The 16,364-nt window shown below is 63.2% G+C and carries 9 protein-coding genes and 1 pseudogene; 7 read left to right on the forward strand and 3 right to left on the reverse strand.

The window, feature by feature from the left end; translation table 11 throughout:
• The first annotated feature begins 134 nt into the window (after window positions 1-134).
• Entirely contained in the window at window positions 135-689 is a 555-nt protein-coding gene (locus LEL84_RS19895) for a hypothetical protein (protein ID WP_226512576.1), read from the forward strand.
• Window positions 690-903: 214 nt separating this feature from the next.
• On the opposite strand, the gene LEL84_RS19900 is transcribed toward LEL84_RS19895, so the two are convergent.
• Entirely contained in the window at window positions 904-1,212 is a 309-nt protein-coding gene (locus tag LEL84_RS19900; protein ID WP_226514404.1) for a hypothetical protein, read from the reverse strand.
• On the opposite strand from LEL84_RS19900, the pseudogene LEL84_RS19905 reads away from it, so the two are divergent.
• A pseudogene (locus tag LEL84_RS19905) lies at window positions 1,114-1,683 on the forward strand (DEAD/DEAH box helicase); the annotation flags it as partial. The gene LEL84_RS19900 and the pseudogene LEL84_RS19905 overlap by 99 nt on opposite strands.
• Window positions 1,684-2,127: 444 nt before the next feature.
• On the opposite strand, the gene LEL84_RS19910 reads toward LEL84_RS19905, so the two are convergent.
• Window positions 2,128-2,523 (reverse strand): hypothetical protein, encoded by a 396-nt coding sequence (locus LEL84_RS19910; RefSeq protein ID WP_226514405.1) that lies wholly within the window; start codon window positions 2,521-2,523, stop codon window positions 2,128-2,130.
• Between the two features lie 591 nt (window positions 2,524-3,114).
• Window positions 3,115-3,306: a hypothetical protein gene (locus tag LEL84_RS19915; protein ID WP_226514406.1), complete on the reverse strand. Its 192-nt coding sequence runs from the start codon at window positions 3,304-3,306 to the stop codon at window positions 3,115-3,117.
• A 426-nt stretch (window positions 3,307-3,732) separates the two neighbouring features.
• Between LEL84_RS19915 and LEL84_RS19920 the strand changes: the two genes are divergently transcribed.
• From LEL84_RS19920 to LEL84_RS19940, 5 genes are all read left to right on the forward strand, one after another.
• On the forward strand, window positions 3,733-6,072 hold the full coding sequence (locus LEL84_RS19920; RefSeq protein WP_226514368.1) for a DUF1998 domain-containing protein: 2,340 nt from the start codon (window positions 3,733-3,735) through the stop codon (window positions 6,070-6,072).
• Window positions 6,073-6,179: 107 nt separating this feature from the next.
• Window positions 6,180-8,894, forward strand: a complete 2,715-nt coding sequence (locus LEL84_RS19925; RefSeq protein WP_226512577.1) for a helicase-related protein — start codon at window positions 6,180-6,182, stop codon at window positions 8,892-8,894.
• Window positions 8,894-12,886, forward strand: coding sequence for an Eco57I restriction-modification methylase domain-containing protein (locus LEL84_RS19930; protein ID WP_226512578.1), 3,993 nt, complete (start codon window positions 8,894-8,896; stop codon window positions 12,884-12,886). Before LEL84_RS19925 ends, LEL84_RS19930 begins: the two co-directional genes overlap by 1 nt.
• Window positions 12,883-15,141, forward strand: a complete 2,259-nt coding sequence (locus LEL84_RS19935; protein ID WP_226512579.1) for an McrB family protein — start codon at window positions 12,883-12,885, stop codon at window positions 15,139-15,141. Before LEL84_RS19930 ends, LEL84_RS19935 begins: the two co-directional genes overlap by 4 nt.
• On the forward strand, window positions 15,110-16,342 hold the full coding sequence (locus LEL84_RS19940; protein WP_226512580.1) for an McrC family protein: 1,233 nt from the start codon (window positions 15,110-15,112) through the stop codon (window positions 16,340-16,342). The genes LEL84_RS19935 and LEL84_RS19940 overlap by 32 nt, the downstream gene beginning before the upstream one ends.
• The last annotated feature ends 22 nt before the right edge of the window (window positions 16,343-16,364 follow it).

A 16,364-nucleotide genomic window follows, 5' to 3' on the forward strand; every position in this document is an offset into this window, starting at 1 on the left:
CGTGACAGCTCAAGCGGTCTGTGTCGGTGTATCTCGGCGCTCCGCCACACACAAGCACATATGGTCGGTTGGGAGAGCCGACGTGTGAACTGACCGCACATCGGGTCGTGCGCGAGAGTCTTCGGAGGTAGCGGGTGCCTTATGACAAGCAGGGCCGGTTCGTGTCCATGGGAGATGCCATTGATGCGTGGGCGCCCATTGCCATGGTCTTGCTCAAGGACACCGCAAAGCGGTACAACGCGGTTGTCACATACAAGCAGCTTGGCGAGGTTGTCCAGAGCCAGTCGGGCGTCAGCCACAACGGCCTGCTGACGAACTGGATCGGCAGCCTGCTTGGCCGAGTCATCGAGCTGTGCACAGAAGAGCAGATCCCCCAGCTCGGCGCGCTCTGCGTGAAGGAAGACGGAACAGTCGGTGACGGTTATCGGCACGCCGCCATTGCGAGCGGTGGATCGAGCGGCATGGATCTAGATGAACTTGATGACCATGCGGCGATGACTCGACTCGAGTGCTATCGATATTTCGGCGCGAATCTCCCGCCGGGGGGCGGAGAGCCGGTGCTGACCCCGCGCGCGAGGGCTGCTCGCGAACGGAAGGTGCGGGAGGCGAGGAAGCATGAGCCGCCAAAGTTGTGCCCGACGTGCTTCACAGTGCTTCCGGTAACCGGCGTTTGCGACGGCTGTACGTAGGAGAATCCCTGGGTTCACGTCTTTGGAGACCGCCCAGTGGCCTGCGATGCGGCCATTCGATCGGCTGAGCCCAAGAGCGAGAGTTGGACTCGCGGACGGGGCAGCTCTGACTGCATGGCGCCAAGGGACCCCAAACCGGCGCCGACGCCCTGCACATCCCCACCAAAACGTCCGACTCTCGCCGTAAGGTGCACTTCCAGAGGGCAAGACGGCTTCAGGCACATGAAGGGAAACGATGGACGTCTTCAAGATTCACGGCCAACTCGTGGATGACTACAAGTCGTTCACCACGGCCGCCGTGGATGTTCGCGATCCCCGTCTCAAGCAGCACGTTGACGAACTGACCGCCCGCGGTGACCAGTGGCCGGAACCCTGGTTGTCGCTCAATCCGCTGTTCGAGTCGGGCGGGGCGGTCGGAGAGCTCGTGACCGAGGGGCTCCTGCACGAGGAGTGCGAACGCATCTTCCGTCCCAAGTCCGATCCCGCGGATACCGGGACCCGCGCCATCACTCTGCACCGGCATCAGCGCGAGGCGATCGAAGCTGCCAGGACCGGGAAGTCATACGTACTGACCACCGGTACCGGCTCGGGAAAGTCCCTGGCCTACATCATCCCAATCGTCGATCGTGTCCTGCGGTTGAAGGACAACTCTTCTGGAGTCAAGGCGATCATCGTTTACCCGATGAACGCCCTGGCTAACAGCCAGGTCGGTGAGCTTGAGAAGTTTCTGCAGTACGGCTATCCCGCCGGTAGTGAACCAGTGACGTTCGCGCGCTACACCGGCCAGGAACAGGGGGAGGAGCGCGAGAGGATCCTGCGCAACCCCCCAGACATTCTCTTGACCAACTACGTGATGCTCGAGTTGGTCCTGACCAGACCCGAGGAACGTCGTCGCTTGGTCCAGGCGGCGCACGGGTTGCAGTTCTTGGTGCTCGACGAACTCCATACGTACCGTGGTCGCCAAGGGGCCGACGTCGCGATGTTGGTGCGGCGTGTCAGGGATGCGTGCCAGTCGCCGGACCTCCAGTGTGTGGGTACGTCGGCGACGATGGCGACCAGCGGGTCGGTTGCGGATCAGCGGAAACTTGTCGCGCAGGTTGCCACACAGCTGTTCGGCGCGGAGGTGACGCCAGACCGTGTGATCGGTGAGACGCTCGCGCGGGCAACCGCCGGTGACCCGGAGGATGTCGACGCCTTGACTGCAGAGGTGCGCCGGGGCGGTGCTTTCGGCACCTACGAGCAGATGGCCGCTTCCCCTCTCACCACGTGGATCGAATCGACGTTCGGTCTGGACACGGAGAATGGGTCGGGACGAATCATTCGGCAACGCCCAGCTCGGGTCCGGGAGTCGGCAGCGCATCTGGCGAAGCTCACCGGCCGCACGCGTGACGAGTGCGAACAGGCAATCCGTGCAACGCTGCTCGCGGGCTCGAGCACGTCACATGCGGTCACCGGCCGGCCGTTGTTCGCGTTTCGGCTCCATCAGTTCTTGTCGAAGGGCGACACGGTTTATGTGTCGATCGAGCCGGAATCCGACCGTCACGTCACGTCGACGTATCAGGTGGCCGTGCCGGGAGAACCGCACAAGTCGCTGATCCCGTTGGCGTTTTGTCGCGAATGTGGTCAGGAATACCTGGTAGTCGCCCGAACCGACGATCGTGGAACGATTCGTTACCGCCCCCGACGTGATCGCGACGCGAGCGGTGGCGACGACGCCAATGGCTACCTGTACATCTCCGAAGATCAACCGTGGCCGACTGATCCCGTCGCCGAAGGCCGGTTTCCCGACTCGTGGGTGTCCGACGGCGCGGTGATAGACCGGCTTCGTCGTCATCAACCGAGGATCGTGACAGTGGGGGTCGACGGCACGGAGTCGTCGGACGGACTCCGGATGGCATACGTGCCGTCGCCGTTCCGATTCTGCTTGCGCTGCAAGATCTCCTACGAGCAGACCCGAGGCACCGACTTTGCGAAGCTCGCGACGCTCGACGCCGAGGGCCGCAGCTCGGCCGTATCGGTCGTCAGTGCGTCGGTGGTCAGGTCGCTCATGCAACTTCCGACTGACGAACTGCCCAAGGAAGCGCGAAAGCTCCTGACTTTTGTCGACAACCGCCAGGATGCGAGCCTGCAGGCCGGACACTTCAACGATTTCGTGCAGGTCACGCAACTTCGTGGTGCGTTGCACCGTGCTCTTCAGGGCCGCTCACTACGGCACGATGAAGTTGCGCAACGGGTTGTCGATGCTCTCGGCCTCCCGTTCGAGTCATACGCAGCGAACCCGGCGGCCGTCTATGGTGCCCGGTCTGCGGCGCAGCGGGCTTTCACGGAGTTCATCGAGTTCCGGCTGTACGCAGACCTGCAGCGGGGTTGGCGTGTGACGATGCCGAACCTGGAGCAGACCGGGCTGCTGCGAATCGAGTACGACTCACTGACAGAGATCGCCGGGGACGCCGAGTTGTGGCAGAAGTGCCCGGTACCTCTGCAGCACGCTCGGAGCGGTGAGCGGGAGGAACTGTGCAAGATCGTCCTCGACGAGTTCAGACGCGATCTGGCGATCGACGTCGAGTGCCTGTCCGAGGACGGGTACGACCGCGTGCGGCGGCAGTCGGAACAGCATCTGACCGGATTGTGGTCGATCTCCCGCCGCGATGCGCCCCCGATCTTGGCGACCGTGTGCACCCGCACCGGCGCACCAGGACGTCCTCGGGCAGAAGTGCGCATGACGGGACGATCAGCCGTCGGCCGTTTCATCAAAGACCGCAGCGGTCTCCGGACCGCTGATGGTCTTGCCCTTGACACGGCAGACGCACAGGAGGTCATCGAGCACATCCTCGCTGTCCTCGAACGGGCCGGCCTGCTCACCACGGTCACGTTGCCGAACGACCCTGGGCGCAACTACCGGCTCAAAGCCTCAGCTGTGGTGTGGAGCGCGGGTGACGGCCAGACCGGCGCCCCTGACCCGCTGCGACGAACAGCGACTGCGGACACGGGTTTGCGGATCAACCCGTTCTTCCGGGATCTCTACCGAGGAACCGCCCCGACCTTGGCCGGACTGCACGCACGCGAGCACACCGCTCAGGTTGCCGCAGTCGATCGACAGTCGCGCGAGGATGCCTTCCGAAAAGGCCTGTTGCCGCTCATGTTCTGCTCGCCGACGATGGAACTGGGCGTCGACATCGCCAGCCTGAACGCGGTCGGGCTGCGCAACGTGCCGCCCACCCCGGCAAACTATGCCCAACGATCTGGTCGGGCGGGCCGGTCCGGACAACCCGCGCTCGTGGTGACCTACTGTGCCACCGGAAACTCACACGACCAGTACTACTTCCGCCGATCACGGGACATGGTGGCAGGGGCGGTGGCCGCACCGCGTCTGGATCTGACGAACGAGGCGCTGCTCGCTTCACACCTGCATGGGTTGTGGCTCGCGGAGACCGGGACGGATCTGCGGTCCCGGATGCCTCAGCTCATCAAGGTCGATGAACCCGGTATGCCGCTGTCCGACGACGTGGCCAGGACGCTTCGCGACGAAGACGCCATCAAGCGCGCGACCGCGCGTGCGGAGGAGGTCATCGCCCCTTTGCGCGCCGAACTGCAGGAAACCGCGTGGTGGCACGAGGATTGGGCAGCGTCGGTGATCCGTTCGGCAGCAGCGGCTTTCGATGACGCCTGCGCCCGCTGGCGGGACCTCTACCAGGCGGCACTCTCGGATCAGGAAGAGCAGAATCGCGTCGTTCTGGACAGCTCAGCATCGGCGGGTGCGCGGAGAGCCGCCGAGTCGCGCCGTCGTGAGGCCGAGAGTCAACTTCGCTTGTTGCGCAACGAGGATTCCGATCGGGGACATTCGGACTTCTACACCTATCGGTATTTCGCTTCCGAGGGTTTCCTCCCGGGATACAGCTTTCCTCGGCTTCCGCTGGCGGCCTACATCCCGGGTGTGCGCGCTGCTGCGGGGGGCGGGGATGGTGGCGACTACCTCCAGCGCCCCCGGTTCCTCGCGATCAGCGAGTTCGGTCCAGGCGCCCTCATCTATCACGAGGGCGCGCGCTACGAGGTCCGACGTGTTCAGGTGCCGATGGCGGCCGGCGGCGTCGGAACTGTTGACCTGCAGGACGCCCGGCGGTGCGCCGAGTGCGGATATCACCATGTGCGGCAGGCGGGCCTCGACGTCTGTGAGAACTGCGGGGTCGTGCTGGCGGCACCGCGGTACAACCTCATGCGTATGCAGACCGTCTTCACACGGCGGCGTGAGCGGATCTCTTCCGACGAGGAGGAGCGTCGCCGGGCGGGGTTCGAACTCGAAACGTCGTTCCGCTTCAGCCAGCACGGGCAGAGAGCCGGCCGGCTGGACGCGACGATCGAGAGTTCGGGCAGCACCGTCGCTGAACTCAGCTATGGCGACACCGCAACCGTACGGGTGACCAACCTCGGTCGCCGTCGGCGTAAGAACCCCAATGAGCTGGGCTATTGGCTGGACACGGTGAAAGGCAACTGGCTTTCCGAGAAGGGAGCATCGGATGCCACACCACAAGATGATGGCCTCGATGATGCCGCCGACGCGCCGACGAAACACAAGGTGATTCCGTACGTCGAGGACACGCGCAACATCGCGGTGCTACGTCTGTCGGCACCGGTCGACCAGACAGTTGCCACCACACTGCGTTACGCGTTGGAGCGCGGCATCGAGGCCGAGTTCCAGCTCGAGGACTCGGAGCTGTCCAGCGAGGCGCTGCCAGATTCGGCCGAAAGAGCGCGCATGCTGTTCACCGAGTCGGCCGAAGGGGGTGCGGGTGTGCTGCGCCGGCTGCATGGTGAACCTGATGCTCTGGCATCCGCTGCTCGCCGCGCGCTGGCCATCGCTCACTTCGATCCGAATGGGGAGGACTTGGGCAAGGCGGATGGCGCTGAGGAACGCTGCGAAAAAGCCTGCTACGACTGCCTGCTCGCGTATGGAAATCAGTCGGATCACGAACGCATCGACCGTCATCGTGTCCGCGACCTCCTCCTCACGCTCGCTCGTGCGCACGCTGTCACCCATCGCGACACCGCCGCGAGTTCGGTCGACCACCAGGAACTTCGTGATCGTTGCCGTTCCGAAGCGGAGCGCGCGCTGATCGATCTGCTGGTCACCCACGAGTTCACGCTGCCCACGGCAGTGCATGAGCGGGTGGGTGAGGTGTCTGCGGACTTCATTTTCCATGGTGAAGGCAACACGACAGTGGTGTTCGTCGACGACGCCGATCAAGCTCCGGAACCCGGACGTGACGCGGAAGCCGAAGACGAGTTGATGGACCGCGGGTGGTCGGTGCTCCGCCTCGTCGATGGTGATGATTGGCTCGAAGCCTTGCGCGCGAACAGCTACGTGTTCGGTACAGGAAGAAAGTGAAGGAAATGCGTTTCGCCCCAGGTAGTCTCGTTGCCGCTCGCGGTCGAGAGTGGGTGGTGCTCCCAGACAGCACCTCCGACTTCTTGGTACTCCGTCCGCTGGGAGGTATGGACGACGACATTGCCGGTGTCCTGGTCAGCGAGGGTGTGCAGCCGGCTACCTTCCCGCCCCCGGTGGCCGATGATCTCGGTGATCACTTCAGCGCGCAGCTTCTCACCAACGCGCTTCGTATCGGCTTCCGCTCGACCGCCGGTCCATTCCGGTCTCTGGCGTCGATCGCGGTGCAGCCCAGGGCATATCAGCTGGTTCCACTGATGATGGCGCTGCGCCAGCAGGTCGTGCGCCTGCTCATCGCCGACGACGTCGGAATCGGTAAGACGATCGAAGCCGGTCTGGTGGCGGCCGAGTTGCTCGCGGTGGGTGAGGCTTGGGGGTTGTCCGTCCTCTGCAGTCCTGCGCTGGCTGAGCAATGGCAGTCGGAGCTCCGTGAGAAGTTCGGGCTCGAAGCCGAACTCGTCCTGCCGTCCACGGTGCGCCGTCTCGAACGAGGACGAGTCGGCACGGAGTCGATCTTTGAGCGCTACCCGATCACGGTGGTGTCGACCGACTTCATCAAGAACTCGCGTCGCCGCCACGAGTTTCTGCGCACATGTCCCGACCTGGTCATCGTCGACGAGGTCCACACCTGCGTCGCGGCGTCCGGGCAGGGCGGAGCCGGTCGGACGCAACGATACGAGCTCGTTCGCGAATTGTCGTCAGATCCCAACCGGCACATGGTGTACGCCAGCGCCACGCCGCACTCAGGAAAAGAAGAAGCATTCCGCAACCTGCTGGGTCTGCTCGACCCAGCTCTGGAGACCCTCGATCTCGATCACCGCAAGGGCCGTGAGTTGCTGGCCCGGCACCTCGTTCAGCGTCGCCGTGGAGACATCCGTCGATACCTCGATGAGGACACCCACTTCCCCAAGGATCGGCTCACCCACGAAGCCCCCTATTCGTTGTCTCCCGAGTACCGGGCGTTGTTCACCAAGGTTCTCGCCTACGCCCGCGAGACCGTGCAGACCGCGGACGGTGAGCTGACCAAACGGGTCAACTGGTGGTCGGCGCTGGCGCTGCTACGGGCTCTCGCATCATCACCGCGAGCTGCCGCCCAGACGCTGAGAACAAGAGCGGCGTCGGCGGCTGCGAACTCCGCTGAAGAAGCTGATGCGCTCGGGCGCGCCATCGTGCTCGACCAGGCCGACGACGAGGCCATCGAAGCACTGGACACGACTCCAGGTGCCGATACCGGGGAAGGCAGGGAGGACGCCGCGGCGCGAAAGCTGCGGAGCTTCATGGCCGATGCACGCAAGCTCGAAGGAAAGCCGGATCGTAAGGTTGCGGTTCTGGTGAAAGAGGTCAAGGGTCTGCTCGCAGAGGAGTGCGCCCCCATCGTCTTCTGCCGATTCATCGACACGGCCGAGTATGTTGCGGAGCAACTGGATAAGGCGCTGGGAAAGGACGTCGTCGTTCGCGCTGTCACCGGAACCCTGCCGCCGGACGAACGCATCGCCCGCATCAACGAGCTCACCGCGACGCCCGGTCGGCATGTCCTGGTCGCAACCGACTGCCTCTCCGAGGGAGTGAACTTGCAGGCGAACTTCCAGGCCGTGGTCCACTACGACCTCGCGTGGAATCCCACCCGGCATGAGCAGCGCGAAGGCCGGGTGGATCGGTTCGGTCAGCGTGCGGAGAGAGTCCGCGCTGTCACGCTCTACGGTCGCGACAATCAGATAGACGGAATCGTTCTCGACGTTCTCCTTAAGAAGCACGAGGCGATTCGTAAGGCGACGGGTGTGTCGGTTCCTGTACCCGACAGCAATAACGCCGTCGTCGAGGCCCTCATGGAGGGCCTTCTCCTGCGCGGCGAGGACGCCGAACAGCTTTCCCTGGACCTCGGGATCCAGGAGAAGCAGGAAAGTCTCTACCGGTCATGGGAATCCACTGCCGAGCGCGAGCGACTCGCGCAGACGAAATACGCGCAGCACGGAATCAAACCAGAAGAGGTGGCCGCCGAGATGCATTCGGCCCGTGCCTCTCTCGGAACCCGCGACGACGTGGCGGCCTGCGTCGAACACGGCTTGCACGCCCTGCAGTCGACGATCACCCGCACCGCCGACGGATTCACCGCTACATTGACGCCCCTTCCTCTGGGGCTGCGCGACGCGTTGCCTCTCGACCGCAACGATCCCCTGCTCTTCCGCAACGATCTGCCGGTCGGTCGAGGCGAGGCGGTGCTCACACGCACCGACGCGACAGTGGAAGCAATCGCGCAGTACATCCTCGAATCCGCGCTCGACAGCGGACTCGATCCGAAGCTGCGTCCGGCGCGACGGTGCGGGGTGGTGCGTACGGACGCAGTCACCAAGAGGACGACGCTTCTGGTGATGCGATACCGATTTCATCTGGAACTCCCCTCACGAACGGGGACAAGGCAGTTAGTTGCCGAGGACGTCGCGACCCTCGCCTTCGAGGGTTCTCCCGGTCGTGCACACTGGCTCGAGTCAGAAGCAGCGGACCGACTACTCACGGCTCAGCCTATCGGCAACGTCCCGCCGCTACAGGCCCAGCGGTTCGTCACCCGCGTGCTCGACGGCTTCGACGACCTGCGACCGCATCTCGACGGTCACGGTGCCCAGCTCGCCGAGTCATTGCTCGCGGCCCACCGGCGAGTGAGGCAGGCCTCGTCGGAGATTGTTCGAGGACTGAAGGTCAGACCCGAACCGAATGCGGACGTGCTTGGTGTTTTCGTATTTGTCCCGCCGGCCGGACAGGATTCGTGATGAGCGGCGAAGTATTTGTCGGAGTGAGCATCCAGGGTGGCCTGATACCCGCCGACCTGCCATCTCAACTCGCGAGCGGACGAGATCCGCAGGGAAACACGCTGTCTCCGAAGGACTACCATCTCGCCGCCGGCGAGACGGTTCGCGATGCAGCCAACCGGGTCTGGGCCTACCTGCTCGGAGCGTGGACCGGGTACCGGGATGCGCTTGCGCAGCTACCCGCGGATGCGCCGACGACAGCCCTCACCCGCGAACGGTTCCTGTTGATCCTGCTCGATCAGCTCGGTTATGGCCGTGTTCCCCCCACGGGGAAGGGCGGGCTGCGGGTCGACGGTCGATCATTCCCGGTCTCCCATCAGTGGGGAGCCACCCCCATTCACCTCCTCGGGGCGGGTACCCCCCTCGATACGCGAACGAAAGGCCTTGCCGGAGCGGCCGGCTCGTCACCGCAATCGCTGGTGCAGGAGCTGCTCAACCGGAGCGACGATCACCTGTGGGGCATCCTCGCCAATGGTGAGGTCTTGAGACTCCTGCGCGACTCGACATCTCTGGTCGGCTCGGCCTACGTCGAATTCGACCTCGAAGCGATCTTCGACGGGGAGCTGTTTTCCGATTTCCTCCTCCTCTACACGTTGTGTCAGGCATCGCGACTGGAGACTCGAGATCCCGACCTGGGGCCGTCATCGTGTCGGCTCGAGTCGTGGCGAACGATGGCGATCGAGACCGGCTCGCGTGCGCTCAACCTTCTCCGAGACGGCGTCGCCGAAGCCTTGCGCACACTAGGAACCGGGTTCCTCACGCACCCGGACAACTCCCAGTTGCGCGACGACCTCGAATCGGGCCGCGTAACGGTCTATGACGTCAACCACGCCCTGCTGCGGGTCGTCTATCGGCTGATGTTCACTTTCGTTGCCGAGGACCGCGGCGCACTTCTCGACCCCGCCGCCGAGACACGATCTCGTAAAAGGTATCTCGACTACTTCGCCACCTCACGTTTGCGCGCGACTTCGCGTCGACGACGCGGCGGACGTTATGGCGACCGTTGGCAGGCACTGGTTCTCCTCTGGCAAGGATTGGGTACGGAAGGAGGACTGCCTGAGCTCGGGTTGCCGGGAATCGGCGGACTCTTCGAACCGGGAGAGCTGGATTTTCTCACCGAGTGCGAGCTGTCCAACGAGGCGCTGCTCTCCGCGGTGCGCTCTCTGTCGCTGGTCAGAGAACGCAAGTCCGGAGTGCTCCGCCATGTCGACTACCGAAACCTCGGCGCGGAGGAACTCGGAAGTATCTACGAGGCGCTTCTCGAGTTCGTCCCGCACTGGGATTCGGTCACCAAGAGGTACAGCCTGGACGTCGCATCGGGTAACCAGCGGAAAGACACCGGTTCGTACTACACGCCGACGTCCCTAGTGGAATCGCTGCTGGATACCGCTCTCGACCCGGTGCTCGACGATGCGGTCAAGTCTGCCGACGACTCCGACGGGCAGCTGGCGGCCTTGCTGCGGGTGACCGTGTGCGACCCTGCTTGCGGCAGTGGACATTTCCTCGTCGGCGCGGCACGACGCATCGCCAAACGGGTAGCTGCCCTGCGCACCGGCGACCCCGAACCGGCGCCGGAGCAGGTCCGGTCCGCCATGCGGGACGTCGTCGGCAACTGCATCTATGGTGTCGACGTCAACCCGCTCGCTGCGGAGCTGGCGAAGGTGTCATTGTGGTTGGAGGCCATCGAGCCCGGTCGTCCGCTCGCGTATCTCGATGCCCAGATCAAGGTCGGCAACGCACTCGTGGGTGCGACCCCCGCATTGCTGGCCGAGGGGTTGCCGGACGTGGCCTTCAAACCGATCGAGGGCGACGAGAAGACGATCGCCACCGCGACGACGCGTGCGAACAAGGCGGAACGGGCGAACCAGGGCAGTCTCTTCGATCTCGGCGACGTCATAGCTGGTAACACCGCGCTCGCGGAGAAGGTGACAGAGGTCATCGGGGTAGAGGCACTCTCGCTGTCGGACATCCATGTTCAGCGCCAGCGACTGAAGGCGTTCTCTGACTCCGACGAGTACCGCACGTCGCGCCTGGCGGCCGATGCCTGGTGTGCGGCGTTCGTGTGGCCCCTCCACGACGACGCACCCGAGCCGATCACGCACTCGACGATCAATGCCCTGATCGCCGGGTCTGAGGTGCTGAGCGATCGGCAGGCCGCCGAGATCGACCGCCTCGTCGGTCAGTATCGGTTCTTCCACTGGCATTTGGAGTTCCCGCACATCTTCCCGACCACGCCCGCGGCAGGCGACTCCATCAACATCGAAACCGGTTGGGCAGGCGGATTCTCCGTCGTCATCGGCAACCCGCCGTGGGAACGAGTCAAGCTTCAAGAACAGGAGTTCTTTGCCGCTCGTGACCCCCGGATCGCCACGGCAGCGAACGCTGCTGCCCGCAAGCGACTCATCGCCGATCTGAAGGACGACAATCCCGGCCTTTACCGCGAGTTCCTCGCGGAGAAGCGGCGTTCGGAGGGAATCTCCCATTTGTTACGTACCTCGGGCAGGTACCCGCTGACCGGGCGCGGCGACGTGAATACGTACGCGGTCTTCGCCGAGACGGACCGAAGTCTCCTGGCCGGAAGTGGCCGCCTCGGTGTCATTCTTCCGACCGGGATCGCGACCGACGCCACCACCCAGTATTTCTTCAAGGATCTTGTCGAGAACGGGTCGATCGCGAGCCTTTACGATTTCGAGAATCGCAAACCACTGTTTGGGGCAGTCGATAGTCGCTTCAAGTTCTGCCTTCTGACGCTCGCTGGTCGCGACACCCGTGAGCCTCGAGCCGACTTCGCGTTCTTCGCCCACGACCCGACCGACCTCCAGCGGCCGGACACCCGGTTCACGTTGAGTCCCGAAGAGATCAAGCTACTCAACCCCAATACCGGCACCTGCCCAGTGTTCGGTTCGCGCCGCGATGCCGAAATCACTCTCGGCATCTACAACCGTGTCCCCGTCCTGATCCGCGAGGGAGACCCCGACGGCAACCCGTGGGGAATCAAATTCATGCGAATGTTCGACATGTCGAATGACTCGCATCTCTTCCACACCCGGGAGGAGCTCGAAGACGACGGCTGGGTGCTGGAAGGGAACGTCTTCGAGCGAAGGAAGGAGCGGATGCTTCCGTTGTATGAGGCGAAGATGATAGCCGCGTACGACCATCGAGCCGCTGATGTCGTGAAAAGTGCAACTGCCGCGAAGCGTCAGAATCAGCCTCGGTACCTGACCGAGGAAGAGCACGGGGATCCCAAACGCCTGGCGATACCAATTTACTGGGTCTCACAGGATGAGGTGCCTGATACAGTGCAACCTTGGCTACTATCCTTTCTCAGGATAACTAGTCCGACAAATCATCGCACTTTTGTCTCGAGTGCAATACCCCGGACGGCTGCGGGTGACTCCGTTTTTCTTATCGAAGCTCCTAATGCGAGCCAAATGCTTGGTTGTTTTAACTCATTCGTATTTGATTACGTCGCACGTCAGAAGCTGGCTGGTCTGAATATGCTCTTCTACATCGTTAAGCAACTTCCGGTTCTAGATGCCGGGAAATGCGATTCGGCTTGGAATAGGGTATTTCGCGGTGACGTGGTTGACTGGGTCAACACGAGGGTCCTCGAGCTTAGCTACACAGCGGAGGACATGGAAGCTTTCGCACGGTCGCTAAGCTATCGAGGTTCGCCGTATGCCTGGGATTCCTCCCGTCGCTCGCTCCTTCGTTCGGAGCTGGACGCTATCTATTTCCATCTCTACGGGCTTTTGCGCGACGACGTCGACTACATCATGGACACCTTCCCAATCGTCAAACGCAAGGACGAGGCTGAGCTCGGGGAGTACCGCACGAAGCGGATGATCTTGGAAATCTACGACGCCATGCAGGACGCCATTGATTCTGGCGGGGTCTACGAGTCGCCGCTGGACGTGGGGGACCACCAGCCGCGGACGAGGAGGGCACGTTGACCGAGACAACAGGCGACCCAACCGAGTACGTCTCTCTCAATCGATCCGACACATCGAAGGTCGAACATGTCGCGCGAAGGTTGATTGATGAGGGCCTGGCAGCGGGCGGTTCGCTGTTCACACCGGACGTGCCGGTGTGGGCGGACGCCAACCTGGACGAGCTGAAGAGGGTGTACGTCGACTCGCCCGATCAGAGCACTGACGACTTCTTCACCAAGTTGGATCAGCAGCTCGCCACGGCATCGTCGCCGGCGATCCAGTTGTTCGCGGAGATCTTCACCCTCAACATCCTTCCGCTGTACGACTACCTCGGCGCCACCAAGATCCAGAACGTCGAGAAGGTACTGGCGAAGTGTTCACCGACCGTGACCATCCCCGGCGACGTCGCCGCAGCCATGCAGGGCAGGATCTTTCGCGGCGGCCGCGCCTTCATGTCACGTCGATGGGCGCAGGTCGGCTTCCTCATCGAGTTCGCGCGGTACTTCCGCGGTCGGCCGGAGTCGGACCGAGTCGAGGCTCTCCACGACCCGCTCAAGTTCCGTGAACTCGTACGCAATTCACCGGGACCACGAGAACCCGCCCAGCGTCAGGCCCTTCTCTACCTGGCGTTCCCTCGCTATTTTCTGCCGATCGTTTCGGTCAACGACCGTCGATCCATCCGTGACGCGTTCGCCGACGACTACCTCGACCACGAACCCGACGACGTCGATGTCGACCTGCATGAGATCAACGAGGCGATCTTCACCGAGCAGGGTGGGGCCGTCGACTTCTATCTACCGCCATGGCGGGATCGCTGGAAGGAGAAGGACTCCACACCGACCACCCCACCAACGGACCAGGTGACCCACGCCTGGAAGGTATACGGCTCCAACGTCGCTGGAACCGACATGGTCCCGATCTGGCGGGCCAAGGGCACCGTGTCGTTGGCCGCGAAGTTCCTCCGCCCTGTGGATTCCACCGTAACCCGTGATGAGCTCGAAGGATTCGTCGAAGAGGACTACCGGGCGTCGGGCTACGCCGCCCGACGGGACAAGCTCGATGAGTTCCATACCTTCTTGGCCCGGATGCATCCCGGCGATCTGGTTGTCACCGTCAGCCAGGGCGAAGTGTTCTTCGGCACCATCACCGGAGAGGCGCAGTTCGTCCGCAGCAGCGACGGCCGATCGAACCTGCGTCGAACCGTGAAATGGGAGTCCGCGACACATCCGAGTAACGATCTGCCCCTCGAGATCGCGTCGCGTCTCAACGCGCACGGCGACGTCGTCGACATGACGCCGCAAATCGATGCGATCCGGGAACTGATGGGTCAGCGTCCAGTGAGGAAGCCGGCGACCGGCGTCAACCTCCCGGATGTCGACGAAGATCTTGCTGCCCGGCTGCACGTACCCCACGCGTGGCTGCAGGAATGCGTCGATCTGCTGCGTGACCGACCCCAACTCATCTTCTACGGTCCGCCCGGCACCGGGAAGACCTATATCGCAAAGGAACTCGCCCGCCACCTCGCCGGTGAGTCGAATGTCAAGATCGTGCAGTTTCATCCCGCGTATTCCTACGAGGACTTCTTCGAAGGCTACCGTCCGTCGCAACAGAGCAATGGACAGGTCGGGTTCGAGCTGAAGCCCGGACCGCTGCGCACGATCGTCGACCGGGCGATCGACAATCCGGATGCGGTCTTCGTCCTCATCATCGATGAGATCAACCGAGGAAACCTCGCCAAGATCTTCGGCGAGCTGTACTTCCTGCTGGAGTACCGCAACGAGAGCATCGACCTGTTGTACGGCTCTGACAGCACTGAGCCATTCATGCTGCCACCGAATGTGATCATCCTCGGCACCATGAACACAGCGGACCGCTCGATCGCGCTGGTCGATTCGGCGATGCGTCGTCGTTTCGCCTTCGAGTCACTTCACCCGTCCGAGCCGCCGACCAACGGCATACTGCGCAGCTGGCTGCACAAAACGCACCGGCCGGTTGAGACTGCCGACCTCCTCGACGAGCTCAACGGACTCATCGACGATGAGGATTTCAAGATCGGGCCGTCGTACCTGATGAGGCCTGCCGTGTACGAGGAGCAAGGTCTCGAAAGAGTCTGGCGCACCGCGATTCTTCCTCTCCTCGAGGAATTCCACTACGGCGACAAGAGCGTGGACGTCCCGACCCGGTATGGGTTGGACACGGTTCGAAAGCGGCTGCAAGGCAAGGACCCTGATACGGAGACCGACGATGACGCCTCCACCGCCGATCCTGCTGACTGAAGGTGCCGCAGCGCGGCTGATGTCGTTGGACGTACGCGAGTACGAGGTGCTCCGCCGGCTGGCCATCGTCGACGTGACACCAACCCTCGAAACGGGAGTGTTCGAGGTGTCTGCTGGACGCAAGATCGGTGCAGTAGCCGTCGGCGAGCGTCAGGTTATCGTGAGGCCCAAGATCAGCGACTTGAACCGCCTGGTGTTCCTTCTCGGCTACAGCCTCCATCGGGACTTCTGGCGAGACGACCGAGTACACCTCGCTGAGGCCGACGAACTCCTGCCCGCACTGGCCGAAGCCTTCGGAAGGCTCGCGTCACGCGCCACCGAACAGGGTCTGATCCAGGGATACCGAACGATCTCCGACGACCTCCCGGTTCTTCGCGGACGTCTCCTCGCCGGTGAGCAGATGACCCGTAACTACGGGTTGCCGGTGCCGCTGGCCGTCGAGTACGACGAGTTCACTGTCGACATCGCCGAGAATCAGATTCTGCTGGCTGCCGTCCTGCGCCTCCTGACCGTCCCGCGGCTCCCGCAGGAGGTTCGGCGCCGGCTCCGGAGGCTGCGTCGAGTCATGGTGGACGTGACACCTGCCAGAGCCGGAACTCCTCTTCCGGCGTGGCGACCTACGCGGCTGAACACCCGCTATCACGACGCGATCCGCTTGGCCGAGGTCGTCCTGGCCGCCCAATCCTTCGAGCACCATGCCGGTGAGCTGCGGGTGACCGGATTCATGTTCGATATGTGGCGGATCTTCGAGGACTTCGTGTGCACCTCGCTCGGAGAAGCTTTGGAGAGAGGCGACGGTGGGAGGTACGCGACCCAGTACTCGCTTCACCTCGACGTCGCGCGAGCTGTTCGGATGAGGCCAGACCTGGTGTGGACGGGCACAACCGGAGTCGTTCGAGCCGTGGTCGACGCCAAGTACAAGGCCGAACGACCGGAGGGATTCCCAGACGCGGACCTCTACCAAATGCTCGCGTACTGCACCGTTCTCGGCTTGAGCGACGGGCATCTCGTCTACGCCAAGGGCAACGAGGCTATCCGTACGCATGTGGTCGAAGCGTCTGGCGTGACTCTGCACTGCCACACCCTGGACCTCGGACTTGCGCCCAGTGAACTGCTGGAGCAGGTCAACTCTCTGGCGAAGTCGGTGGTTGCGGCGGCGCCATATCGTCGAATCTCCGCCGGAGTCGACTCCGCCCACTGAACTCACTCACCGTCTCGAGGAC

Source organism: Gordonia sp. WA4-43, from assembly GCF_020520305.1.
GTDB classification, from domain to species: domain Bacteria; phylum Actinomycetota; class Actinomycetes; order Mycobacteriales; family Mycobacteriaceae; genus Gordonia; species Gordonia hongkongensis.

Bases quoted from the DNA above. Each gene is read 5' to 3' on its own strand.
- LEL84_RS19900 (WP_226514404.1), bottom strand. From the start codon at position 1,212: ATGCCGGTGCAGAGTGATGGCGCGGGTCCCGGTATCCGCGGGATCGGA.
- LEL84_RS19910 (WP_226514405.1), bottom strand. From the start codon at position 2,523: ATGACGACGAAGCCGGTCTATCACCGCGCCGTCGGACACCCACGAGTC.
- LEL84_RS19915 (WP_226514406.1), bottom strand. From the start codon at position 3,306: ATGCTGTTCCGACTGCCGCCGCACGCGGTCGTACCCGTCCTCGGACAG.
- LEL84_RS19925 (WP_226512577.1), top strand. From the start codon at position 6,180: ATGGACGACGACATTGCCGGTGTCCTGGTCAGCGAGGGTGTGCAGCCG.
- LEL84_RS19930 (WP_226512578.1), top strand. From the start codon at position 8,894: ATGAGCGGCGAAGTATTTGTCGGAGTGAGCATCCAGGGTGGCCTGATA.
- LEL84_RS19940 (WP_226512580.1), top strand. From the start codon at position 15,110: ATGACGCCTCCACCGCCGATCCTGCTGACTGAAGGTGCCGCAGCGCGG.